General features: G+C 43.1%; 14 protein-coding genes. 5 read left to right on the top strand and 9 right to left on the bottom strand.

All coding sequences use genetic code 11. From position 1 onward, the window contains the following. Positions 1-10: 10 nt before the first annotated feature. The 4 genes from sov to dacB form a co-directional block, all read right to left on the bottom strand. Positions 11-6,928, bottom strand: coding sequence for a T9SS outer membrane translocon Sov/SprA (sov, locus tag ABD873_RS07470; protein WP_345066733.1), 6,918 nt, complete (start codon positions 6,926-6,928; stop codon positions 11-13). 159 nt (positions 6,929-7,087) lie between these two features. Next, positions 7,088-7,672: a Holliday junction branch migration protein RuvA gene (ruvA, locus tag ABD873_RS07475; protein ID WP_345066736.1), complete on the bottom strand. Its 585-nt coding sequence runs from the start codon at positions 7,670-7,672 to the stop codon at positions 7,088-7,090. 3 nt (positions 7,673-7,675) lie between these two features. After that, positions 7,676-9,949, bottom strand: coding sequence for an NADP-dependent malic enzyme (locus ABD873_RS07480; protein ID WP_345066739.1), 2,274 nt, complete (start codon positions 9,947-9,949; stop codon positions 7,676-7,678). Positions 9,950-10,019: 70 nt separating this feature from the next. Next, complete coding sequence (dacB, locus tag ABD873_RS07485; protein WP_345066742.1) at positions 10,020-11,438, bottom strand: D-alanyl-D-alanine carboxypeptidase/D-alanyl-D-alanine endopeptidase; 1,419 nt, start codon at positions 11,436-11,438, stop codon at positions 10,020-10,022. A gap of 142 nt (positions 11,439-11,580) precedes the next feature. Between dacB and ABD873_RS07490 the strand changes: the two genes are divergently transcribed. The 3 genes from ABD873_RS07490 to ABD873_RS07500 all read left to right on the top strand — a co-directional run bounded on the left by ABD873_RS07490 (position 11,581) and on the right by ABD873_RS07500 (position 15,122). Further along, positions 11,581-13,359: an aminopeptidase P family protein gene (locus tag ABD873_RS07490; protein WP_345066745.1), complete on the top strand. Its 1,779-nt coding sequence runs from the start codon at positions 11,581-11,583 to the stop codon at positions 13,357-13,359. 99 nt (positions 13,360-13,458) lie between these two features. Further along, positions 13,459-14,442: an isoaspartyl peptidase/L-asparaginase family protein gene (locus tag ABD873_RS07495; protein ID WP_345066748.1), complete on the top strand. Its 984-nt coding sequence runs from the start codon at positions 13,459-13,461 to the stop codon at positions 14,440-14,442. After that, positions 14,442-15,122: a copper homeostasis protein CutC gene (locus ABD873_RS07500; RefSeq protein WP_345066750.1), complete on the top strand. Its 681-nt coding sequence runs from the start codon at positions 14,442-14,444 to the stop codon at positions 15,120-15,122. The genes ABD873_RS07495 and ABD873_RS07500 overlap by 1 nt, the downstream gene beginning before the upstream one ends. Positions 15,123-15,140: 18 nt before the next feature. Here the strand turns inward: ABD873_RS07500 and ABD873_RS07505 are convergent, their stop codons facing one another. Further along, positions 15,141-16,313 carry a trans-sulfuration enzyme family protein gene (locus ABD873_RS07505; protein WP_345066754.1) on the bottom strand — a complete coding sequence of 391 codons (1,173 nt, stop codon included), beginning with the start codon at positions 16,311-16,313 and terminating at the stop codon, positions 15,141-15,143. Between the two features lie 233 nt (positions 16,314-16,546). Between ABD873_RS07505 and ABD873_RS07510 the strand changes: the two genes are divergently transcribed. After that, the gene (locus ABD873_RS07510) at positions 16,547-18,427 is read left to right on the top strand and encodes an alpha-L-fucosidase (protein WP_345066758.1); all 1,881 of its coding nucleotides are present in this window, start codon (positions 16,547-16,549) and stop codon (positions 18,425-18,427) included. 90 nt (positions 18,428-18,517) lie between these two features. Next, positions 18,518-19,981: a hypothetical protein gene (locus ABD873_RS07515; RefSeq protein WP_345066761.1), complete on the top strand. Its 1,464-nt coding sequence runs from the start codon at positions 18,518-18,520 to the stop codon at positions 19,979-19,981. A 48-nt stretch (positions 19,982-20,029) separates the two neighbouring features. Here the strand turns inward: ABD873_RS07515 and ABD873_RS07520 are convergent, their stop codons facing one another. The 4 genes from ABD873_RS07520 to ABD873_RS07535 all read right to left on the bottom strand — a co-directional run bounded on the left by ABD873_RS07520 (position 20,030) and on the right by ABD873_RS07535 (position 23,982). Beyond that, the gene (locus ABD873_RS07520; RefSeq protein WP_039054084.1) at positions 20,030-21,046 is read right to left on the bottom strand and encodes an asparaginase; all 1,017 of its coding nucleotides are present in this window, start codon (positions 21,044-21,046) and stop codon (positions 20,030-20,032) included. Between the two features lie 3 nt (positions 21,047-21,049). Next, entirely contained in the window at positions 21,050-21,835 is a 786-nt protein-coding gene (locus ABD873_RS07525; RefSeq protein WP_345066765.1) for a TatD family hydrolase, read from the bottom strand. A gap of 139 nt (positions 21,836-21,974) precedes the next feature. Beyond that, positions 21,975-22,952 carry an FKBP-type peptidyl-prolyl cis-trans isomerase gene (locus ABD873_RS07530; protein ID WP_345066768.1) on the bottom strand — a complete coding sequence of 326 codons (978 nt, stop codon included), beginning with the start codon at positions 22,950-22,952 and terminating at the stop codon, positions 21,975-21,977. 22 nt (positions 22,953-22,974) lie between these two features. After that, positions 22,975-23,982: a DHH family phosphoesterase gene (locus ABD873_RS07535; RefSeq protein WP_345066771.1), complete on the bottom strand. Its 1,008-nt coding sequence runs from the start codon at positions 23,980-23,982 to the stop codon at positions 22,975-22,977. Positions 23,983-24,011 lie beyond the last annotated feature (29 nt).

Raw genomic sequence — 24,011 nt, forward strand, 5'->3', positions numbered from 1 at the left:
TATCGTTTTATTATTGTAATAATATCTTAAAGTTTATGCCCATGAAGGTTGTGGATGAAGCGAAAGTTTCTGAGGTGTAGGGTTTTATGGCGTTAGTGTTGTAAAACAGACGTATGTTGTATAGCCTATTTATGGTATAGTCGAGTGAAGGGTTTAAGGTAATACTTTTATTTCCCCCTGTAATTTGGGCGTAGGCTATCCCTGTGCGGAAGGTGCTGACTTTTCTGTCATTCAGCGCTATATCCACTCTGAAGTTTACATCGCTTTTCCAGTTGCGATTTTGGAAAAGTCCGAAAGGCAGCAAGGTGTTGAGTTTGCGGTAGCCTATTCCAGCGATGTAGGATTGTTCATCGAATACGGCTAATTGACTGTTTTGTAAGGTAAGGTTGAGGTCTCTGACCTTTCGGTATTCGGTATTTATGCTCCAGTTGTTTCTGAAGCGTATATCCAATCCTAATAGTGGAACAAATCTGCTAGTCAGGGTGATTTGGCTGTATTGGTACTGCGGGATGAAGTTACCGTTTCCATCCCGTATGAAAGGATAGTTGTTTTCTTCTTGATATTGTGTATTAGAATGGTAGTTCACTATGCTGTATAATGACTGATAGCCGTGAAGGATGTTGATGGCGGGAATCCAGTCCTCCCAACCCAAAATTTTGGACAATCCGCTATAATTCAGTCTCCAGTTAGGGATAGGAAAGTCAGGTCTATTGCTTTTACCAATTTTTATTTTTTTGTTAAGATAAGTTTGAAGGAAGGCATTTACGACCACATCCTGTTGATTTTCGTCATAGCCGTCACTGAAGAAGTTTGCCTTAATGCCTGTGGAGTTGGGATTATAAGTGCCCAATGCTTCGGACATTTCCAATTTTTTATGTAAGAAATCCTCGTACATGTGTGCCGCACTTCGGAAACTGGTTTTCAGGTATGCCTGTGTTACCGAGTAATTGCCCGTAATATAGTCCGGAAGGATGTTCCACGTGTGGAAAGGACTGCTGTAATTTTTGTTGTCCATTTTGGAGACGGAGAAGTCTATCTTCAGATATTTGAGCGGTTCGGCGTGAATCACTGCCGACAGGTTTTTTGAATAAGTTTTGGTGTAGTTCTCATTTTGTAAGGAATCTGTCGTCAGCCATCCGTTTCGTTGAGCTCTTTGTCGGATATCTGTTTGGGAACCGAAGATAAAATCCCAGCCTGGCGCGTTGTTACTGAAGCTATATCCCAGCATGTTGGAAAGAGGAAGGTATCCCGGTAGGAAGGAGCCTTCGATTTTGGTATAAGCCGCATTGGCGTATTTTAACGTAGTCAGCAGACCAGCCATAAACCGTCGGAAAGATACTTCTTGACTCAAAGTGTTTTTTCGCAGGAAGGCGACTTTACTGTAAAGAGAATTGAAGTTGAGCGTAGGGTTTATCTGTATGGTCCTGTTGTTCTGGATGCTGTGACCAAAGTCTACATTTTCGTAGTTGCGGAAGGCCAAGGGCTCGCGCTGCCAGTTGAATTGGCTGCCGTAGCGTGCAGTGATATTAAGCCATTCCAGATATGGGATTTTTTGTAGTGGAAGTGTATAGGTAAGATTCATCATGTGATGGTAGTCCACCGTTGTACCCATCCGCCAGAAGTTGTTCCACAAAGTATCCTTTTTAGCCCCATTGATGCGTCCGTCCGGCTCTTCGATGATAGAATAGTTTGTCGCATTGAAATCCAACCGCAAAGATTTCGTCAGATCCCAGCTAATACCGTAAATACGGGACATATTGAAGTTTTTGCTATAATAGGTAGGAAGAATATTGTTGCTGGCATTATCTCTGAATGTATTTTCGTGGTATATGCGATTTACGTTTAGCCGGAAGCTTAATAGCGAGGGCATAAGATTATAGTTGAAGGACCGAAGTAACTTGTTTTTCTGCAAAGGAAACCTGTAGTTCGGGGTGGCAGTGAAGGTATAATCCAGTGCTCCTCTATAATTTTTCTGAAGAGAGGCATATGTATACAGGTCTCTATGTTGATATTCGCTGAAATGATAGCTCAAAGAGAAATTCTCTATATGCCAAGGCTTAAGCTTTTTGTCTATAGCAGTAGAAAGCTTCCGTGCATTGATGATGCTGAAATTCTTTCTGAAAGAATAATCCTGAACCAGTCGCAGTAGAGAGTCTTTTTTTTCTTGAGAAAGTTTTTCCAAGGATGTTTTCATCAATACATCTCCTTGAAAGGGATTGTATTCCGGTGTGCCGATTTGCTTGGAAAAATTGAAATATAAAGGGATGGAAAAAGCATTTCTGTGGTTTACGAACTTTCCCAGCTCTGCATTTGTCATGAAGTCCCAGGAGAGACGGTTTGTGCGGTCCTGTTCGGAAATACGCTGTGTGATAGGTCCGAATCCGGCAGTCATTTTTGTAGCCGAAAGGGAAATATTGGCTAGGTCGGCGAGTTTTAGTTGGAGCTCTCCTGTGGCGGCCCAGCTGCTTCTGCTGCGGAAGTCCGTTAGCCGGAGCTCGTTGAACCAGAACTCTCCGCTGATAGCTTTTCCCTGATCGGAATGTACATCCTGTGTTTGTAAGGGGTTCTTTATTCCCAACATATAAAAACGCACCTTGGACAAATCTGGGGAGCCTTTGACAGTTATTTTTCCCCTTTCCATCCGATACTCGAAAGGCTTGTCTTGCGGCCAAGGCTGCCCTTTGAGGAATGCGTTGTCTCGCGCTATCTTAGCCTGTACCAGTAGGTTAAGCTCGATAGCTATATTGTTTTCGGAAGGCCATATCAATTGTGGCGAGGTACTTCCATATGGAGTGATTTTCAACGGAGCTTCGTATTCATAATAATGATATCTGTCGTCAGTTCCTAGGCGTATAAATACATAGGCGTCGTTGTCGTTGAGCTCCACTCCCTCTGCATGGACAAACATTTCCAGTTTGCCGTACTGTCGCAGATCGTAGTTAGCGGTTTTATATACGGCGCGTCCATAACCGTCTTTTAGGTTGCTAATGCTTAATGATAAAGCTTGTTCGTTGAGCTGTACATCAAGGTTGTTGTTGGCGAAATCCACTTGACGATTAATGCCTGGAGGAACCACATAAGGTATTGGAGAGCGTTTTCCATTTTCTTCAATATTGACATAACCTATCGCCGCCTTAGACTGATCTGGGGCTGGGGTTTGTCCTAAGGCAGGGTCGGCGATAATCAGTGGAGAAGAATTGTCGGGGTTATAAAGCCGCCAATCACTTTTTACGAATTGCATAGTAGCAAACCGAAAGACCGCCGTATCAGCGAAATTTGTTAAAAACAGACGTATAAAGCGTATGGACTTGAAGTCGTTGATGTTGCCGTATTTGTGATGATAGTTGCGTAGAGGGATGCGCAGCTTATACCATTTGACATCTGTATTTCGACCTTGTATGTTTACGCGTGTTGTATGCTCATCCACGATAAAGTTTTGTCCTACTACCATATCTTGTGGTCGCATGGAGATGCGGTATTCATAATAGCTGTCTGCTTCATTCATATTGTTGTCGCGACCGATATCCTCTGCGTCGGGTGTAAGTGTGCGTGCGGCATTGTCCACGCCGAAGGCTTCGCGCGATAGTTGAGAGGTTTTAGAGTTGCCTTCCGTGCCGTTGATATATTTGTAACGCTCCATGATGCCGTCTGTGCGGCCGAACACGTTGCTTCGGAAATAGATGTAGTCGTCATTGGCGGGGTCCTGTTCAAAGCGGGCGTAGGTCTCGGGAGTGAGCTTGTTTTTAAGCTGATTCAGGTAGTTGCTATGAAAAGATCTTTCCTCTTCATTGTTTAAGGCATCCAAGCCGACGTCCTGATTTCTTCGGCTGGCATCCGAACTTTCGAAGACCCGGTTTACGGCTTCCACTTTAGGGACATATCCCCATACTGTCTTATCCATAGTAGACTTGTCTCCACTAGCAGGAATAGCATTTTCTATGGATTTGCGACCGTCTTTGAGAATGTCTTCCGAAATGAGGCCGAGGTTGACGTACAGGTCGCCCCCCTCCTTGTTAGGGTTGGTAAGAGAAGGGTCCATCAGCCACATTTCGAGAAATTCAATATTTTGCGCTTCAAAGTCGGGTTGATTTATTTTCTTGAACATCCCTCCCCACCTTTTTTGGGGTTGTGTCAGCTCCCCATTGGCATTTAGTTCGTGTATGTTGAAATTGTATGCACCTCGCAGCTGAGGATAATATGCAAGGTCCAACGTAGGTAAAAAGATGTCTGTCCCTGTTTTGCTTTCCTTGAAAGGAAAAACTTCCTGTTCGGTTACTTTTCTCGTTCTATGGTCTGCAAGGAAATGTCTATCGATAGCGGGTGTTAAGCTGGAGGACTGGTAAAATATAAGGTCAATATTGTAGAAGGCTAGATGGGCTCTATTATATCCATAAGAAAGGTCATTGGATAAGATATGTTCAGGAAAGAGCTGTGGAGTGGAAGAAAGCTGCCAGCCTTGCTGGTTTTTGATGTCGATGAAGCTGAAGTTATTTTCAAAATCATCTAAATAAGTCGTTCCGGCATTGGTCAATGCTTTCGCTAATCCCTGTTTGAGATAGGCCACTTCTCCATAAAAATTGATGGAGGATGGCTCATTGGTTTTGATAAAGGGCAACTTGTCTAGGAGGCGGGTAAGCCATGGAGCCTCCTTATGCCACCTGATGTCGGCACTGAGCATAGTATTGGAGAGGGGTTCCGATCCCACATATCCTTTTTCTGAGAAAGGCTTCTCGATGAGTTTCATTAGCGTTGTCCCTAACTGCAGGTTATTGTTGGCAATATAGTCTATGCGTGTGCCAAGGAAAGTTTTTTGTAATGAGCCGAAGCCTGCATCCTCAATACGTACTTTGATAGTATTGTTGGCAAAAGATATTAACGGATTGAGGAGTCGTAAGGTTCCGGTCTCATAATCTATGGCGTAATCCGCACCTTCCTGCAATAACATAGCACCGGCATAAACTTTCACTGTGTTGGGTTTCAAATCAAAAACGCCAAGAGAGAATTCGCTGCTATTGGCCGACCGTACCGTTCCTTTGATGTAGTATCGATTTTTGTTGCTATAGTGTTGAATGGCATCGGACTTTGTGAGACTATACAGTTCATGGAAGACATAGCGCTCGGCCACAGAGCTTTCATTAGGCATAAACTGGTTTTGAAGGTCTTTTCCGAAAGGTTCTACAAGAGGAAAAATGAGTTTTCCCTTGCTGTTATCGAATGTCACCCCTTCAATGAAATCTAAGAGTCCATCTTTTGTGGCTGTGTGATTCTGAGAAAGCCTGTCCAGTCCAACGATTTCCAACCAACTTTTATTTTCAAGAGCTGTGCCTTCGTACATAATAGGGCTTTCTAATGCGGTGTTTTCGTCGTGGCGCACAATATGCAGGTTGAGACCTTCCTCGCTGATTTGGCTGATACCTAAATTATAGATGTTTTTCATCATCAAATTCCAAGTAGGGAGGTTCGTTTTTAGCACCTCATTTTTCAGCAGTTTGGTATATAGCATCTGCGGATTGGAGGCGTCAAAGGCAATGTCTGTCGAAAGATCACCCACCTGATATTCTCTGCCATTTACCGTATAGCGGTAGGCTACTGCCAACACTTGGTCCTCCATAAGAGGATAGGATAGGGAGATATATCCCAATTTTCTGTTTACAGTATAATCTTTTCCTTCTATCAATCTTCGCGCATTGGTAAGCTTAACGAAGTTATCACCCCCTCCGCTTGCACTGAACAGGGAGCCCACAGCATTACTGTTAGGATTCCTGCCGTTAGGTCCTAAGAGTTCCAACAGGTTGTTGGAAAGGTCAGTGGCAGAATTTGGAAGCCCTGAATTCGGAAATTTAACAGTGGGATTGCCGGTAATGAGCGTATTGTAGGGAGTTGATTCCCCTAAATCCAGCAAGGCCAGAATGTCGCGCGCTCCGTCGACTTTGTCTGCTCGATTGCTCAACCAAACCTCTATGGTGGTAATATTTACCGGTGAATTGATAAGGGGAGCGAGTTTTAGACTTTCGTTATATTGATCTCTAAAGTAATGGGCGAGGAAGAAATGTTGGTTGGCTTCGTAATCGGCTATGGAGATGTTTATCTCTCTTTCAAGCCGTCCGTTCGATAATGTTAATTCTCGGTGTTCTGCATTTTTCTGTGATGCTACACCTGTGATATTTAGTTTGCCGACCTGTAGCTGTGCTTTTATGCCGAAAAGAGATTCGGAGGAAGCCATCAGCCGCGTAGGGGTAATGAAATTGACATTTCCTATTTCTAGTCGTTGCAGGATGTCATTTTTCTTTCCGATATAATCGAATTTAATGAAATTGTCGACATCAAATTCGGATTCGGAACTAAAGTTGGCGGTGATGCGTCCTCGCTGTCCGATATTTCCGGAAAGATTAAGGTGTAGCTTTTGGTCCAACTCTAGGCCCCATAACTTTTTATGGCGTTCGTTGAGCAAAGGATTCTGGCTGACGTTACGCTGTGCCATAAGGGATATGTCTATACTTCCTTTGGGAATAATCTCAATCGTGTTGCCTCCAAAGATACGCTCAAAGGCCGGGCTTTTTATTGTTATAGGTTCCAGAATGGCTTTCTTTTCTTGGGTAAATGTATTAGCAGCATGAGTTTTCCAATATTGCTTTTTAGAAAGCGAGGAGGAAATTTTCAGATAATCGGTCAATGAGGCATATTGCTGGAATATGCTATGTCCGGAATTTTGTGATATTATGAAAAGGTTCTGCCAAGGGTGATAATCATATTGGTAAGTGTATTTTTTAAGAAAAGGTGTTTTAGGTGATATTACGGTAAAAGGAAGATCTCTTTGAAGATGACGGAAGCGTAGTGAATCTCCTAAGGAAAGAAAAGGCTGGCCTGCTCCACTTTTGCAGAGTAACAAAAAAGAAAGGAATACCAGCATCCAATACTTAAGGTTCATCGTTTGGTTAAGGCATAGTACGGGCGTTACCTAGAATTAGCCTTTATAATTATACGATTTCTTAAGACAATATAAAAGAGGAATTTATATGTCTAAGACTCAGCTTAGGGAGAGTATTCTTAAAAAGAAAGCGGATCTTTGATCCGCTTTCTTGGGGTATTAAAGTTTTTTGAGCGCCAGTTTGATCATCTGCTCAACGGTAAGGTTGGGTTCTGCCTGTACAATGGCGGACAGCACCTTCTCTACCTGATTTTTAGGGAAGCCCAACATGACTAAGGCTGCCAAGGCTTCTTCCGGAACGGACTGTTTTGCTACAGGAAGAGGTAGTAGGACGTCGTCTCCTTGTTTTTTAAGTTTATCTTGCAATTCAAGGATAAGACGTTGTGCTGTTTTTGGACCTATACCTTTTATTTTTTGTATCAAGGCTACCTGTCCATTTACTATGGCTGTATGCAGTTCTTCGGGAGTGCTGGATGAAAGCATCATACGGCCTGTGTTAGGTCCTATGCCCGATACCGATATAAGGTGGTTGAAGAGATGACGTTCACTTTCTGTAGCAAAGCCATAGAGTGTGTGAGCATCTTCTCTCACCTGAAAGGACACATACAGCTTACAGTTCTCCTGGTCTTTGATCTGTGAATAGGTGGTCAGGGATATATGGATATGATATCCTATTCCGTCTACCTCCAGGATGACATGTGTCGGTGCTTTGAATACTAATTTACCGTTGAAATAATCGTACATATTCTATTTTTTTTCGTGCGCCTGTGCGTCTACTACCGCAATAGTAACCATATTGACAATCTCACGTACGGAGCTGTCCAGCTGCAATACGTGTACCGGCTTGTTCATTCCCAGTAGGATAGGGCCTACCGCCTCAGCGTTTCCTACTTCCTGAAGGAGTTTGTAGGCGATGTTTCCAGATTCCAGATTAGGGAAGATCAAGGTGTTGGCCGCTTCTCCTACCAAGGAGCTGAAAGGAAAGTTGGACTTCAGCATATCGTTATTCAGTGCAAAGTTGGCTTGTAGTTCACCATCCACAACCAAGTCCGGATGTTGTTCGTGCAGGATACGTACTGTTTCACGCACCTTCACTGAGGTAGGGCCGTCATTTGAACCGAAGTTAGAGTATGAAAGCACCGCTACACGAGGTTTAACGTTGAAGCGGCGTACGGTTTTGGCTATCAATACGGTGATGTCGGCCAACTCTTCCGCTGTAGGATTTTCGTTGACGGTAGTATCACCAAAGAACAGAGGTCCTTTTTCGGTGAGCATCATATACATACCCGCAATGCGGCTTCCCGGCTTAGCGCCTATTACCTGCAAAGCAGGACGGATGGTGCTGGCGTAGTTGCGTGTCAATCCCGATATCAGGGTATCGGCGTCGCCGAACTCCACCATGCTTGCCGCATAATAGTTGCGGTTGGTCATCAGCTGTGTGGCATCAAATTTGGATAATCCACGACGTTGACGCTTTTTATAGAGGTTCTCCACATATTCGGCAAAGCGAGGAGATTTTGTTTCTTCTCTAGGGTCTATGATTTTTACATCGCTAAGGTCGAAAGCATATTCTTCTATCAGGTCTTTGATTTTCTGGATATTACCTAATAATATAGGGATGGCGATGCCTTCTTCTTTTACGATTTGTGCAGCACGTAGCGTTTTGTAATTGTCTGCTTCGGCGAATACCACGCGTTTAGGATTGTTTTTGGCAATAGCCGTAAGATTACGCATGATACCATCATCTTTTCCTAAACGTTTACGTAGCTGTTCTCTGTATTCATCCCAGTTTTCAATTTTTTTGCGTGCGACGCCAGATTCAATAGCTGCTTTGGCTACAGCCATAGAAACCTCAGTGATAAGACGAGGGTCTGTAGGCTTAGGGATTACGTAATCCGGGCCAAAACGTAAGTTGTTTGTATTGTAGGCTTGGTTTACTTCTTCCGGCACAGGCTCTTTAGCTAAGGCAGCGATAGCATGTACGGCAGCAATCTTCATCTCTTCATTGATAGCTTTGGCACGCACGTCTAATGCGCCTCTGAAGATGTACGGGAAACCCAATACGTTGTTCACCTGGTTAGGGTAGTCCGAACGGCCTGTACCCATGATGATGTCGTCGCGAGTAGCTACGGCCAAGTCGTATGCTATTTCAGGGTTAGGGTTAGCCATAGCCAATACGATAGGGCGAGGAGCCATAGTTTTCAGCATTTCGGGCGTGAGCACATCTGCTGCTGAAAGACCAATAAATACATCAGCATCCTTTACCGCTTCTTCTAATGTGTGGATGTCTCTGTCTGTTGCCCACTCGGCTTTACTAGTATCCAGGTGTGCTCTATCTTTTCGGATTACACCCTTGCTGTCCAGCATGACTATATTTTCCTTTTTAGCACCTATAGCCACATACATTGCCGTACAAGATATAGCAGCAGCACCGGCACCATTCACTACGATTTTTACGTCTGCGATATTCTTTTGTTGCAGTTCGCATGCGTTGATCAATGCTGCTCCCGAGATGATGGCTGTACCGTGCTGGTCATCGTGCATCACCGGAATATTCAATTCTTCTTTAAGACGTCTTTCGATTTCGAAGCATTCAGGAGCTTTGATATCTTCTAAGTTGATACCTCCGAAGGTAGGTTCTAGGGCTTTGACGATATTTACGAATTCGTCCACATTTTTCGTATCCAACTCGATGTCGAATACATCAATGTCAGCAAATATCTTGAAGAGAAGTCCTTTTCCTTCCATTACAGGCTTGCCGGCCTGAGCGCCAATATCTCCAAGTCCTAATACCGCTGTGCCGTTGCTGATAACGGCAACAAGGTTTCCTTTGGTTGTATATTTATAAGCATCTTCAGGGTTGTTGGCGATAGCTAAACAAGGTTCAGCAACACCTGGTGAATATGCTAATGATAAGTCACGTTGTGAGTTATAAGGTTTTGTAGGAACAACCGCAATCTTTCCCGGGCGCCCCATAGCATGATAATTTAGGGCATCCTTTTTTCTGTTAATATTGCTCATATTTATTTTTTGGTTTCTTACTTAATCCACAAATGTATCACAAACTAATAACTAAGAAAAATAATTACTATTATTTTAGGGTGTTGAGTAGTTCAAACATTTTTCTTCTCATATCTGCTGCGCTGCGATAATAGTTGTAAACGAGCAGGGAGAAGGTGTATTTTTTGCCATCTTTGGCAGTATGATATCCCGTATAGCCTAATGTGCCTCCGATGGTTCCGCTTTTCATGGTCATGTCGTTGTAGGTGGGAAGACTTTTTTGGAATTCCGGGAACCAAGGTCTTTTCAGTGCATATTGCATGATCTGGTTCATCGCGCGGGTGGTGACGTTGTTTTGTGGTGAAAGGCCGGAACCGTCGATGATATCCAACTCTGAAGGGCTTAGTTTTAGGCGCTGCTCCCAATATTTTTTTACGTATTGAGCGCCATCATAGGTTGATGTTTTTCCTCCCGTAATATATGCAATGCTTTTCAGTAATGCTTCTCCATAAAGATTAATACTGCGTTGGTTGAACCAATACACTATTTCGTGTAGGGCAGGAGAGGTATGTACGTTGATGGTTTTTGTTTTTGTGGGAACGGACAATCCCTCTTCGAAGAGGCGCTGTCCCGTCGTAATGCCTTGCGCAACGATAATGCTGTCCTGTAACAAAACTTTGTTAAGGTTGTATGCTAAGTCGTAGGCCGCATCAGGAATTGAAATTTCAATAGTCTTTTTAAGGTCTAAACCGTAAGTACCCTTGATGACTATCTTTTCGCTATAAGGTGCAGAATAGGCATATACATTATCTCCGGAGCCCTTTCTTCCGGTGGTAACATGGTTAATAACTTTTAGATAGCTTATGTCGGAAGTGAAGTTGGCAATAGGTGCCGGCTGATTTAGTGCTGTGACCGAAAAGTTGACACCGGTTTGGTTCTCTCTCCAGTTTAGCGAAGAAATTCCTGCGCCGTAATAATTTCCCATATCGGTCCATATCCATCCGCCCGGCATATCCATGCCTTGGTAAAGTCTGTCGTCGGCGATGATGCGTCCCTCGACGTATTTAATACCTGCGTCAAGGATTGCTTTTTTCCATTTGTTGAGGATAACGTCTTCTTTGGTACTTTCGTAGCGGTGACTGCCTAAGGTGGGGTCTCCTTCTCCATGGATGATGATATCCCCATGTAATATGCCTAGGGAATCTATCTCTCCGGCGTACGATAAGGTGGTTTTGTAGGTAAAGTCCTTACCAAGAATATCCAATGCCGTTATGGAGGTGATGACTTTCAAAGTGGAGGCAGTAGGAAGTCCTATGGAAGCATTTTTTTCAAACACCGTCTCGCCCGTTTCGGAATTGATGACATGCAGGGAGGCTATGCCGTTTGCGAGCGAAGGGCTTTTTGAAAAAGCAGCGAAATTTTGCTCTAGCTTTTGTTTGGTGGTTTGGGCTTGTATGTTAATTATTGTAGAAAGTAAAGCCGATGCAACAAGTAGTATATTCTTCTTCATAAGATAAAGGTATAGGGCAAATATACGTTTTACCGATAAGGATTGAAGGTCCTTTATTGTAAAAATAGTGTATTGTATGATGTGGTTATTATAAATTGGTTATATAATTTTTTAACTTGCAATCAGTATAATAGTTAATAGCATGTCAAAGCATTTAGAAAGATTAGGAAAGATCAGAGAAGCTATGCGCCAACAGGGCATAGATGCTTACATTATACCATCATCAGATCCTCATATCAGTGAGTATCTTCCTGATAGATATAAATGTATTGCCTGGGTTTCAGGATTTACGGGTTCGGCCGGAACTTTGGTTATCACGCATGACTTTGCGGGATTATGGACTGATGCACGATATTTTGTTCAGGCAAATGAGCAGTTGCAAGGGTCCGGCTTTGAGTTGGTGAAGCTTAGGATTCAGGGAGCAGCAGAATATGCGGAATGGCTAGCAGAAAAGTTGTCTGCTGGTGCCAAGGTTGCTTTCGACGGCAATTTGGCATCCTTACTTGTAGCGCAGACAGTGAAAAACACATTGGAACCTCTTCAGATTGAGGTGGATGGCCATACGGATTTGCTGTCCTCTATCTGGGATGACCGTCCAGCTCTGCCACAGGTAAAAGCATTCCTTTTGGATGAGAAAACAACAGGCCAGTCTACTACGTCTAAGTTGGAGGCCGTACGTCAGATTATGGCCAAAAGTCGTGTAGAAAGTCACTTTATCTCCTCGTTAGATGATGTGGCTTGGCTACTTAATATTCGTGGTCAAGATGTGCCATGCAATCCTGTTGTGTTATCTTTTGTGTACGTGTCGCAGCAGGAGGCTATCCTGTTCATTTCGGAAGGTAAGTTGGATGAACAAGATATAGCTGTACTCAACGGTCATGGGGTGCAGGTAAAACCTTATGAGCACGCTTTCGATTTTGTGAAGCATATTACAAGCTCATCTATTCTTATCGATCCTAAACGCACTTGTTTTGCGATTTACGACAGTATTCCTTCTTCGGTAAAAATTGTCGAAAAAATAAATCCTTCTACAAGTCTGAAAGCTGTAAAGAATGAGGTAGAGCTGAATCACATCCGCCAGACCATGATTTATGACGGTATTGCTTTGACCAAATTTTTCAAATGGCTAGAAGAAACTGTAGGAAAAGAGGAGCTGTCCGAGATCTCTATTGCGGAGAAGTTGCAGGCTTTCCGTGCCGAGCAACCCGGATTTGTAGATGTTAGCTTCAGCACGATAGCAGGGTATTTGGAGCACGGTGCCTTGCCGCATTACCATGCTACCGAACAAAGTAATTATACGTTAAAACCTGAGGGCTTGTTGCTCGTGGATTCTGGTGGTCAGTATCGCACAGGAACAACAGATATTACACGCGTGGTGTCATTAGGCAACATCACCCAAGAGGAAAAAGATGACTATACCATAGTGCTCAAAGGTACCATCGAAGGTAGTCAGGCTATCTTCCCTGTAGGATCTAAAGGCTATCAGATTGACGCTATCACAAGACGTCCTATCTGGGCAACATTGCGTAACTATGGCCATGGCACGGGGCACGGTATCGGCTTTTTTCTAAACGTGCACGAAGGTCCACACGTGTTCAATCCTACCAATGTGGATATTGCCATCGAAGAAGGTATGATTACTTCTATAGAGCCTGGATTGTATAGAGAAGGTAAGCACGGCATCCGCATCGAAAACTTAGTCTTGGCACGTAAGTATTATAGCAGCATTTTCGGTGATTTTATGCATTTCGAAACATTGACCATCTGCTATATTGATACGGCCTTGGTGAATAAGGAGTTGCTAGACCAAACCCATATTGATTGGCTGAACAACTATAACCAGTGGGTGTTTGATATGTTGTCGCCACATCTATCTCAGGCTGAAGAGGAGTGGTTAGCACAAAAGACTAAAGCTATCTAACAATCATAAGTATAAAGGGATAAAATGGTTTATCCCTTTTACAATTTTAACCGTATTATAAACAAATATTCGTATTCGGAACGTTAAAAAAAGCTGATTATGACCACACGTAGAACTTTCTTACAAAAGTTGGGTGTTTCTTCTTTGGCTGTTACGTTGGCGCCCTTGTTTTCCAGAGGAAGGGAAGCTGCTGTGGCGAACAAGCCTATAGTTTTGTCGACTTGGGATTTTGGACTTAAGGCCAATGAGGCGGCATGGCAAATTTTAGGTGCGGGAGGCAGGGCATTGGATGCTGTAGAGCAAGGGGTTCGGGTTACAGAAGCCGATCCGGAAGAGCGCAGCGTGGGATATGGCGGTCGTCCGGACCGTGACGGAAAGGTGACCTTGGATGCATGCATCATGGATGAAAATGCCAATATAGGATCGGTAGCAGCCCTTCAAAACATAAAACATCCTATCTCCGTGGCACGTGCTGTGATGGAAAAGACACCTCATGTGATGTTGGTAGGGGAGGGTGCTTTGCAGTTCGCTAGAGAACAGGGATTTAAGGAAGAAAACTTGCTTACCGAGGCGTCGGAAAAGGAATGGAAGGAATGGTTGAAGACAGCCAAATATGAACCGGTGGTCAATATTGAAAATCACGACACTATAGGCATGATAGCCCTCGATGTTCACGGTAATCTTTCCGGAGCATGTACCACGAGTGGTATGGCTTTCAAGATGCATGGCCGTGTGGGTGATTCCCCTATTATCGGAGCCGGACTCTATGTAGATAATGAGGTGGGCGCCGCCACGGCAACAGGCCATGGTGAGGAAGTAATACGTACGGTTGGATCTCATCTGGTCGTAGAGCTGATGCGCCAAGGAAGGACGCCTCAGCAGGCATGTGAGGAGGCTGTACGGCGAATAGTGAAGTTTATAGAGAAAAGAGAAAAAACTTTAACCCATACACAGGTGGGCTTCATCGCACTCAACAAAGCGGGAGATTATGGTGCTTATTGTATCCATAGCGGTTTTAGTTTTGCCAAATACGATAGGCAGGGCAATGAACTTATCAAAGGAAAATCTTATCTGAACAGCTAATGGCAAAACTTGAAATAGCTTGTTTCAACAACAACTCAGCTTTAGTGGCACAGGCTAACGGCGCTGATAGGGTGGAGCTGTGTGCAGGAATGGAAGTGGGAGGTACCACTCCTTTCTTAGAGGATGTTCAGTATGTGCGGGATGCATTGCATATCAAACTGAATGTGATGATACGACCACGGGGGGGCAATTTCGTTTATTCTGCCGAAGAGCTGGAACAGATGAAGACCGACATTATCACTTTTAAAAAGCTAGGAGTAGATGGTTTTGTTTTCGGCATTCTTAATGAAGACAATACGGTGGATACCGTGTTGAACAAAGAGTTGGTGGAGCTAGCGTCTCCTGCGTCATGTACATTTCATCGGGCTTTTGATGATGTACCGGACTATAGGGCAGCCCTTGAAGAGGTGATTTCCTGTGGCTTTACTACGGTGCTTACTTCAGGATGTACCTCTAATGTGGACAAAGGTTTGTATACCCTTAAAGCGTTAGTACAGCAGGCGGGAGATAGAATTGTAGTCATGCCGGGTGGAGGTGTACGTTCATCGAATATAGAGCAATTGTTGCATGAAACAGGAGCTTCATACTTCCACTCCTCAGCCATTACCGATAATAGTGACATTGCGGACCCGCAAGAAGTGCACAGATTAAAGACTCTTTTAAATAAGCAAGGGGTTTGAGAACCCCTTACTATTTTGCTATTTTGATTTTTCCAATGCTTGTAGGATATCACCTATAATATCTTCCTGATCTTCCAGTCCTACTGAAAGGCGTATGGTGCCGGGATTAATTCCCAAGGAGACACGTTCTTCTTCTTTCAGTTTGGCATGTGTTGTGGTTGCCGGATGGGTAGCTATGGTTCGTGAATCTCCCAGATTTGAAGTATAACGAATCATCTCTAATGCATCAATAAAGCGGAAGGCTCTTTCCTTTCCTCCTTTAACATCAAATGTAACGATACCACCGCCGGCTTTCATCTGTTTTTTCGCCAGTTCGTACTGTGGATGGGAAGGTAAGAACGGATATTTTACCTGCTCTATTTCCGGATGTTTTTCCAGCGTTTCGGCTAATGCCAATGCGTTGGAGCAATGTCTATCCATACGAAGGCCTAATGTCTCCAAGCTTTTTGATAGTATCCACGCATTGAAAGGCGACATGGCAGGGCCGGTATGACGTATGAAGAACATCAGCTTATTGATTAGCTCTTGTTTCCCTGCAATTACCCCTCCTAGGACGCGTCCCTGTCCGTCCATATATTTGGTTGCAGAATGTATGGCTAAGTCAAAGCCGTATTTTAAAGGTTTTTGGAGGTACGGGGTAGCAAAACAATTATCGATGGAAAAAATTATATGTGGATGTTTTTCTTTGAGTTTCCCTAGAGCCTCCAAATCGTACAATTCCAATCCTGGATTGGAAGGAGATTCCAAGAATACGATTTTGGTGTTGGGCTGGATGGCCTTTTCCCACTCTTCGATATTGGAGGAGTGGACATAAGTGTAGGAGACTCCCCATTTAGGAAACAGCTGTGTCAACAACTGGTGGGTAGAGCCGAATATTGCGCGGCTTGAAACAATATGATCGCCATTTTCTATGAAAGCAGCAAAAGAAGCAAATACTGCTGCCATTCCAGAAGAAAATGCTAGCCCTGCCTCAGCTTGTTCTAAAGTACATACACGATTGATAAATTCAGTAGTGTTAGGGTTTGCGTAGCGAGAGTAAACCATCCCTTCCTCTTCTTCTGCGAAGATTGCCCTACCTTGTTCCGCACTGTCGAAGATGAAGCTGGAAGTAAGATATAAGGGTACAGAGTGTTCCCGTGTAGCTGAACGCGGAGCTTGCTCACGGATTATTCTGGATTGATCTTTTTTCATAACAGTGGTAAAGTTAAGGATTTGTTGTTTGAAAATTTGTCATTTTATAGGGTAAAATTTTCAAATTTTGTAAAGCGTAGATATAAATTCTTTGACATAATGAATTTGATATATTATGCTAGGAGAATAATTTAATTTTTCTTTATAGTTACAAATAAATATAAATTCATATTTTAAGGGAAAATAGCGTTTACAACGAATCACCGATTATAAGTCTTAAAATGGTATTGTCTATGAGAAAATTCTCCTCTTTAAATAAGATTTTAGTAACACAAATTCTTGTTTTGGGTTCAGCGTCTTTTCTGTGGGCGCAGGAGGCACTGAAGCCGTTTGGTGCTGTTCCTACGGAACGTCAGCTACGCTGGCATGAAATGGAGATGTATTGTCTTATTCATTATACGCCAACAACTTTTCAAGATAAAGAATGGGGTTTTGGAGATGCGGATCCTGCTATTTTCAATCCTTCTCATTTTGACGCACATCAGATAGCACGTGCTGCCGCTTCGGCAGGCTTCAGAGGGCTGATCAGTGTGGCGAAGCATCATGACGGCTTTTGCCTGTGGCCCACCAAAACGACAACCTATAGTATAGCCCGTTCGCCATGGAAAAATGGTAAAGGCGATATGGTGCGTGAATTTATGGAGGCCAGTCGAGAAAACGGATTGAAGTTTGGTGTCTATCTTTCGGCGTGGGACCGTAACGATACAAGGTATGGCACTCCGGCATATGCGGAGGCATACCGGGAGCAGCTTACGGAGCTGATGAGCAATTACGGCGAGCTGTTTACCTCATGGCACGATGGTGCTAACGGCGGTGATGGATACTATGGCGGACGTAAAGAAAAACGTATTATAGATCGTACAACTTATTACGAGTGGGAGAAAAAGACGTGGCCTATAGTTCGTAAGTTGCAGCCTATGGCCTGTATCTTTTCTGATGTAGGGCCCGACATGAGATGGGTAGGCAACGAAAAGGGATATGCGGCGGAAACCTCGTGGGCAACGATTACCCCAATAGGCCTTAATGGAGCTAAGCCTGTGCCCGGAGCGGTAGAAGAACACAATCTACCTACAGGCGATCGCTTTGGCCGCTTTTGGATTCCGGCAGAATGTGATGTTCCTTTGCGGGATGGGTGGTTTTACCATAAAAATCAGGATTTGCGCGTAAAAACTCCCGAACAGCTCTTCGAAATCTATCTTAAATCGGTAGGTCACGGAGCAAATATGAATTTGGGCTTGGCTCCAATGCCCGAAGGTATATTGCATCCTAACGACGTGAAGGCTCTGCAATATTTCGGAAGAAAGTTGCGGAAGACCTTTGAGACCAATCTTGCTAAAGGGGCTGTAGCCACCTCCACCTCTTTGAGAGGCAACAGTGCGGCGTTTGCTCCCGCCAACATTTTCGACGATGACAGATATAGCTATTACGCACCGGAGGATGGCGTTTTCACTCCCGAGATTGAGGTCACATTGGATGGTGAGAAAGAATTTGATATCATACGGTTGCGTGAAAACATCAAGCTGGGACAGCGCATGGATTCTGTTCAGGTATGGATCTGGAAAAATCAGCAATGGCAGCATGTAGCATCGGCAACAAGCATAGGTGCGAACCGATTGATAAAATTGTCTGAGCCTATAAAGACTTCGAAGCTTAAGATCTGTCTTTTTGCTCCAGTAGAACCTACTTTGAGTGACTTTGCCTTGTTTAAAGAGTTTAAAGAACCGTTTTTCTTCGATTCTCCGGCTATGGAGAATAATGAAAGACAGAGCTATTCCTTTGTGAATAAAGAGAAAACAAAAAAGGACATCGAACGCTCACTTTTTGTTATTAAGGGAAATGAGATGGTGTTCAAGCTAGATGGTTCGGTGACCAAGATGGTGTATGAGCCACGACAGGATGGTCGTAAGGAAGGTATAGTCATAAAATATGCTATCTACAGCAGCGATGATGGTAAAACATGGAGCAGCGTGACGCGAGGCGAGTTTTCCAATATTCTGGCTAATCCTGTACAGCAAATCGTTGAATTCGGCAAAACAATAGATGCGAAGTTTATTAAAGTTGTGGCTCTGGAAAATTCAGAAATTACGTTTAAGGATTTAGCTTTTTATAAATAAGCAGTATTAAGTTTGAACTATACTTTTTGTTCGAAGAAACTTGATTTTAATGTAAAAAAATCATTAATTTAAGTTAAAAAATAATAAGATATGAAAAGTATAGTTCATTTATTGAATGGGCTAGCTTTAGTATTCATCTTATTATTAGCCGTTTCCTGTAAAAAAGATAGTATAGTCCGTGATGATGATGAGTTAGCCTATTCTGTTACTTTTGCTATCCATCAATTCTCCAATACCAGCAGGTATTTGGCAGTAAATTCTTCTTCCGGTGGGGCATTGCTGGCTTCCACAACCCCTAATGTAGGTGATGGATACCTGTATTTCTGGAGTTTTAATAATGAAAGTATAAATCCGGATATCAAATATGATTATAGGGCAGAACCTTCCATAACCTACAATAATGGCATAGTGCCGACCAATTTCAATGCTAATGGTTTTGCTTTTGAAGATTTCGCTGCCGGCAAATCCGTGAGCATGACGGGAGCGAGGGAGGTGTTTATCAAAATGCCTATCCACGATGTTATTGCTATTCGGTCGTTTGCCTTTGATATTACAAGTACCAATACCGGGCCTAAGGATTTTGAGATTTATTATAGCATTGATGAGGGAGATAATTATGTGGCGCTAGCGTTGAACAACCAGTTTGGAAATGTAACTTCCAATACGAAAAACAGTTTTTCGTATGAGCTGGATACCATATCTATACAGGGTGAGGAGCTTTGGATGAAGCTGGTGATGAAGGCAGGAGAACGGGGAAGTTCTGGCGAATATAATGAGTCGCAGGGAGTAGTCAGGTTGGATAATATCAGACTTGTGGGGGAGGCATCTACTTTCACACATCCACAACCCATTAACGAGCTGTACTATTTTATTTTCCATAAGGATAAGCCAGGGGTAAAAAGTGTAGGGGTTGTGGACTTTTCGGAAGATATGCAGCTTCAGGTTCAGCTTCCAATGGGAGAGTATGATGTCTTTTTTGTTTCCAACACTTCTCAAAGCCCATTGATTTTCCCTTCTTCTATTGAAAAGGCAGCGGATATATATTGCTCGAATCTATTTTCTAACCACGAGGCCGATATTTTTGGGTACGTTGGTACCCTTACGGTAAGTGGAGAGCAGGTGCAGCCCATACTGCTGACACGTCTTTTCAGCCAAATTAAGATAGAATTTACGGATGCCGGAGATTTGTCATTGGTAAAGGAGTTGGTGGTCACACAGCAGCATGAACCATTTTTTTATGCTCCATTCGGTAGCTTTGCTTCCAATCCAATATTGGATCAGACGAGTATAACCTTTACGGAAGATTTTAGTACCAATAAGCAGGTGGTCTTCAATCAGTTTTTGGGATTGCTGCAGGAGACCAAGCCTGTGCTCTATCAGGTGGAGGTATATGGTGCAAATGGATTATTGCGTACATTCCAGCTTGGAAGCTTTTTGAAGAATAATATGCAGCTTGTCTTTCGGGGAGAGCTGCTCAATGAGCTGACATGGCCCGTAGGCTTCCAGATTATCAAAAATGAAAATTGGGAGGGTTCTTTGACAGATACTTTCTAAAATAAAGCTAAAGCCCCGATTAGTGGGGCTTTAGCGTATGTAATAGTTTTAGTCGTTGACAGTGAGTTCTCCACGTATGTCTTTTTCTATCCAATAGGCTACGGCCTGTTGGTCCATGAGCTCGCCTTGGAGGTACATCAGCTTTGTTACTGCGGCCTCAAAAGTCATGTCATATCCATTGAGCACGCCTATATCTTTCAGTCCTTTGCTAGTTTCGTATCTTCCCAGCTCTACGGAACCTACCTTACATTGCGATATATTGAGAATATTTTTCCCTTGTTTGATAGCATTTTCGAGAAGGTCCAAAAACCATTTTTCGGTAGTGGTATTGCCGGAGCCGAAGGTTTCCATGACGATGGAGCGCACATCGAGATCAAGGATAGACTTTACGGTAGAGGGGCTTATGCCCGGAAAAAGCTTTAATACCGCTACTCTGTTATCCAAATTGTTGTGGCAGATAAACTCTTTATCCGAGTTGTTCATCAGCGCATCGAAATTATATTTCAGATGTATGCCTGCTTCTGCGAGGACAGGATAGTTTGGTGAGCGGAAAGCTTCGAATTTTGCGGAGTTGTATTTGAAAGCACGGTTGCCGCGGAACAGCTTATTGTCGAAGAGGATGCACACCTCTTGTACGATAGATCTGCCATTATGTTTTGCGGAGGCAATTTCCAAGGCTGTCATCATGTTTTCGCGGGCGTCGGTACGTATTTCACCGATAGGAAGTTGTGAGCCCGAAAAGATTACCGGCTTTTGGAGACCTTCCAGCAGGAAGCTTAACACGGAAGCCGAGAAGGCCATGGTATCCGAGCCGTGAAGGATGACAAACCCGTCATACTCGTCATAATTATCCCGAATCAATTCTGCCATTTGGATCCATATTTCAGGAGTCATATTGGAAGAATCGATGATAGGGTTGAAGGAGTGTACGGTAAGTTTATAATCCAGCCTGCTTAAGTCGGGAAGGTTGTTTTTGATCAGTTCGAAGTCGAAAGGCACAAAAGTTCCTGAGTGGTCCTGAACCATCCCTATTGTACCGCCCGTATATATGATGAAAATATTCATGTTCTAAATGCCAAAAATCTCTTTTGAATTTTGTGTCGTTATGGCTGCTATCTCTTCAACGCTGAGGTTGTGCAGCTCGGCCATTTTCTGAGCGACGTAAATGAGATAAGAACTTTCGTTCTCTTTCCCTCTATAAGGAGTTGGTGCCAGATAAGGGGCATCCGTTTCCAATACTATATGTTGTAGATCTATTTCTTTGACTACGGCATCCAAGCCTGCTTTTTTGAATGTCACCACACCACCTATCCCCAGTTTGAATCCCAGATTTATGGCTCTACGGGCCTGATCCAAAGTTCCCGTGAAGCAGTGGAAGATTCCAAACAGCTTTTCATCATTCATCTCATCCAACACCTCAAATACTTCGTCAAAAGCCTCCCGACAATGGATAACGATAGGTAGGGACATCTCTTTGGCCCATTGTATCTGTGTGCGGAAAGCTTGCTGTTGCCAAGCTAAGGTGCTTTTATCCCAATAAAGATCAATTCCTATTTCGCCGATAGCATAGATTTTTGATTTCTCTATAGCCTCATGGATGGTTTGCAGCTCCTCTTTAAAGTTTTCTTTTACGCTGCAGGGATGCAAGCCCAGCATAGGAAAACAGAGGTCTGGATAGCGCTTCGCCGTTCCAAACACCGCGTCTATGGATTCCGTATCTACGTTAGGTAAAAAAAGTCTTTTGATATGGTGATCAAGGCAACGTTGTATTTGCTGATCCAGCTTTTCCGTACCTAGATGATAGTAGATATGTGTATGCGTGTCGGTGAGTATGATGTCGTTGGAGATTTCCATGTTTTCAAATTGGCGTAAAAATAAGAAATTGATAATATACTGGTTAACAGGAAATAAAAAAACACGATTTTATCAACAAAATCGTGTTTTTATTTATAAAGTCTTAAAATATTAGACTGAATAAGTATTTACTGTTTAACTAGTTTTGCGCTGGGGCTGATGCCTGAGGATTTTGCTCTGGCGCTTTGCCTTTCACTACTTTTACTAGTTCCAAGTCGAAGATCAACGGTGCGTAAGGAGGAATTTTACCTTGAGGTTGACCGTTAGCGCCGTAAGCCTGACTAGAAGGGATGATTAAGGTCGCTTTAGAACCTTGGTTGATCAACTTAAGACCTTCCACCCATGCAGGAATAATAGGGTCTACACCTAACACGAATTTGATAGGTTCGAAAGTACGCATAGGGTTTACAGGTAATTTAGCTTTCTCCGCTTCTTCTTTGATAGATGTATCAAACACTTTGCCGTTAGTCAGTTTACCCACATAGTTTACATACACGGTATCGCCATCTACAGGTTTTGCACCTTTACCTTCAGAGGTTACAACGTATTGAAGGCCACTAGCCGTTTTCTTAGGTTGTAGTTTATTAGAAGCGATATATTTTTCGATTTTAGCTGGTTCTGCCGTTTCTAATTTTTTCAATTCAGCGTCGAAGAACTTGTTCAACTCTGCAGAAGCTGTAGAGTCGTTGTAGCTAGCTTTCGACAGGTGTTTGCGGATAGATAATTTGATAGTGACATATTTGTCCGCGAAAGGCATCTTAGGCTGGCCGGATTTTGCTGCTGCGGTATCCAAATTCAAACGGAATACTGCGCTGTCTCCTTCTCCTAAGTAAGTGAAGGCTGTGATGAAGTCTCCTTTGTAACGTCCCGGAACAGAATCTGGAGCGATTTTCAAGGCGCTAGGCAAACCCAATTCGAAAGTACTGTTGATTAATGAGTCGTTGCGGTCAGAGAGTACTTCCATGTCATAAATCACATAGTCTTCTGCCTGGATTTTTGGTTTACCGTTGTCCTTAACGATTTTATACTCTAAACCTCCATCTCCTTTTTTGAAGTTTTGGCATGCTGTGGTCATTAAACCTACGGCTGCAGCCATTAAAAAAATTGATTTTTTCATTTTATTGATTAATACTTATTTACTATTTTAAATAATGTGAATATTCAGGTAAAATTGATTTAAACTTATTCACTACCGAAGCCAAATCTTCTGTTGAGCTGCCTCCGGAAGCGTTGAGATGCCCTCCACCGTTGAAATATTTCTTACAAATTTCATTGCAAGGTATTTCGCCGATTGAACGCAAAGATAATTTAATTAATTCTGTTCTGTCAACTATTAGTGCTGCTAATCTTATCCCTTTAATAGACAAGGCGTAGTTGACCAAACCTTCTGTATCTCCGGTGCTCACATTGAACTTTTCCAAGTCACTTTTGGAAAGAGAAAACAATGCGGTATTGTATTCTGGAATTACTTCTAGGCAATTTAATAAACAATATCCGATAAATTTCAATCTTTTTTCAGTATTGCTGTTATAAATATTTTCGTGTATCTCCCAGTTGCGTGCTCCGGCGTCTATAAGTTTGGCGATGATATGATGTACTGCCGAGGTGGTAGAGCGGAATCGGAAAGAACCGGTATCCGTCATTATTCCGGCGTAGAGACAACTTGCCACATCGGCATTGATAGCTTTTTCATCCTTACATATGTCGGCGATGAAGCTGTAAACGAGCTGTGCTGTCGCTGCGGCGGTAGAATCCCAATAGCTTAAGTCTGCAAAATCTTCCGGATCGAGGTGGTGGTCTACCATCCATTTTTGTCCTTTGGCATCTCGGATGATAGGTTCCAACACATTGGTGCGCGACAAAGCGCTATAGTCCAAACAGAAGATAATATCTGCCTTTTCTATCAGCTCTTGTGTTAGGGAAGGGTTTTCGGCGTGGATAACCACTTTTTCTCTTCCCGGCATCCAATCCAAAAAGGTAGGGAAATCAGAAGAAGTGACCACAGCAACCTCATGATTGTGTTGTATCAACCAATGGTAAAGTCCTAACGAAGAACCTAAAGCATCTCCGTCCGGTTTATGATGCGTAGTAATTGTTATTCGTTTAGGTTTGGTTAATAGTTGTAAATTCTCTTCTCCTTTTAACATAAAATATTCATGAATACAAACGTACAAAA

Source organism: Sphingobacterium thermophilum (assembly GCF_039541675.1).
Taxonomy (GTDB): Bacteria; Bacteroidota; Bacteroidia; order Sphingobacteriales; family Sphingobacteriaceae; genus Sphingobacterium; species Sphingobacterium thermophilum.

Coding starts and splice junctions, on each gene's coding strand:
- sov (WP_345066733.1), bottom strand. CDS start 6,928: ATGAACCTTAAGTATTGGATGCTGGTATTCCTTTCTTTTTTGTTACTC.
- ruvA (WP_345066736.1), bottom strand. CDS start 7,672: ATGTACGATTATTTCAACGGTAAATTAGTATTCAAAGCACCGACACAT.
- ABD873_RS07480 (WP_345066739.1), bottom strand. CDS start 9,949: ATGAGCAATATTAACAGAAAAAAGGATGCCCTAAATTATCATGCTATG.
- dacB (WP_345066742.1), bottom strand. CDS start 11,438: ATGAAGAAGAATATACTACTTGTTGCATCGGCTTTACTTTCTACAATA.
- ABD873_RS07490 (WP_345066745.1), top strand. CDS start 11,581: ATGTCAAAGCATTTAGAAAGATTAGGAAAGATCAGAGAAGCTATGCGC.
- ABD873_RS07495 (WP_345066748.1), top strand. CDS start 13,459: ATGACCACACGTAGAACTTTCTTACAAAAGTTGGGTGTTTCTTCTTTG.
- ABD873_RS07500 (WP_345066750.1), top strand. CDS start 14,442: ATGGCAAAACTTGAAATAGCTTGTTTCAACAACAACTCAGCTTTAGTG.
- ABD873_RS07505 (WP_345066754.1), bottom strand. CDS start 16,313: ATGAAAAAAGATCAATCCAGAATAATCCGTGAGCAAGCTCCGCGTTCA.
- ABD873_RS07510 (WP_345066758.1), top strand. CDS start 16,547: ATGAGAAAATTCTCCTCTTTAAATAAGATTTTAGTAACACAAATTCTT.
- ABD873_RS07515 (WP_345066761.1), top strand. CDS start 18,518: ATGAAAAGTATAGTTCATTTATTGAATGGGCTAGCTTTAGTATTCATC.
- ABD873_RS07520 (WP_039054084.1), bottom strand. CDS start 21,046: ATGAATATTTTCATCATATATACGGGCGGTACAATAGGGATGGTTCAG.
- ABD873_RS07525 (WP_345066765.1), bottom strand. CDS start 21,835: ATGGAAATCTCCAACGACATCATACTCACCGACACGCATACACATATC.
- ABD873_RS07530 (WP_345066768.1), bottom strand. CDS start 22,952: ATGAAAAAATCAATTTTTTTAATGGCTGCAGCCGTAGGTTTAATGACC.
- ABD873_RS07535 (WP_345066771.1), bottom strand. CDS start 23,982: ATGTTAAAAGGAGAAGAGAATTTACAACTATTAACCAAACCTAAACGA.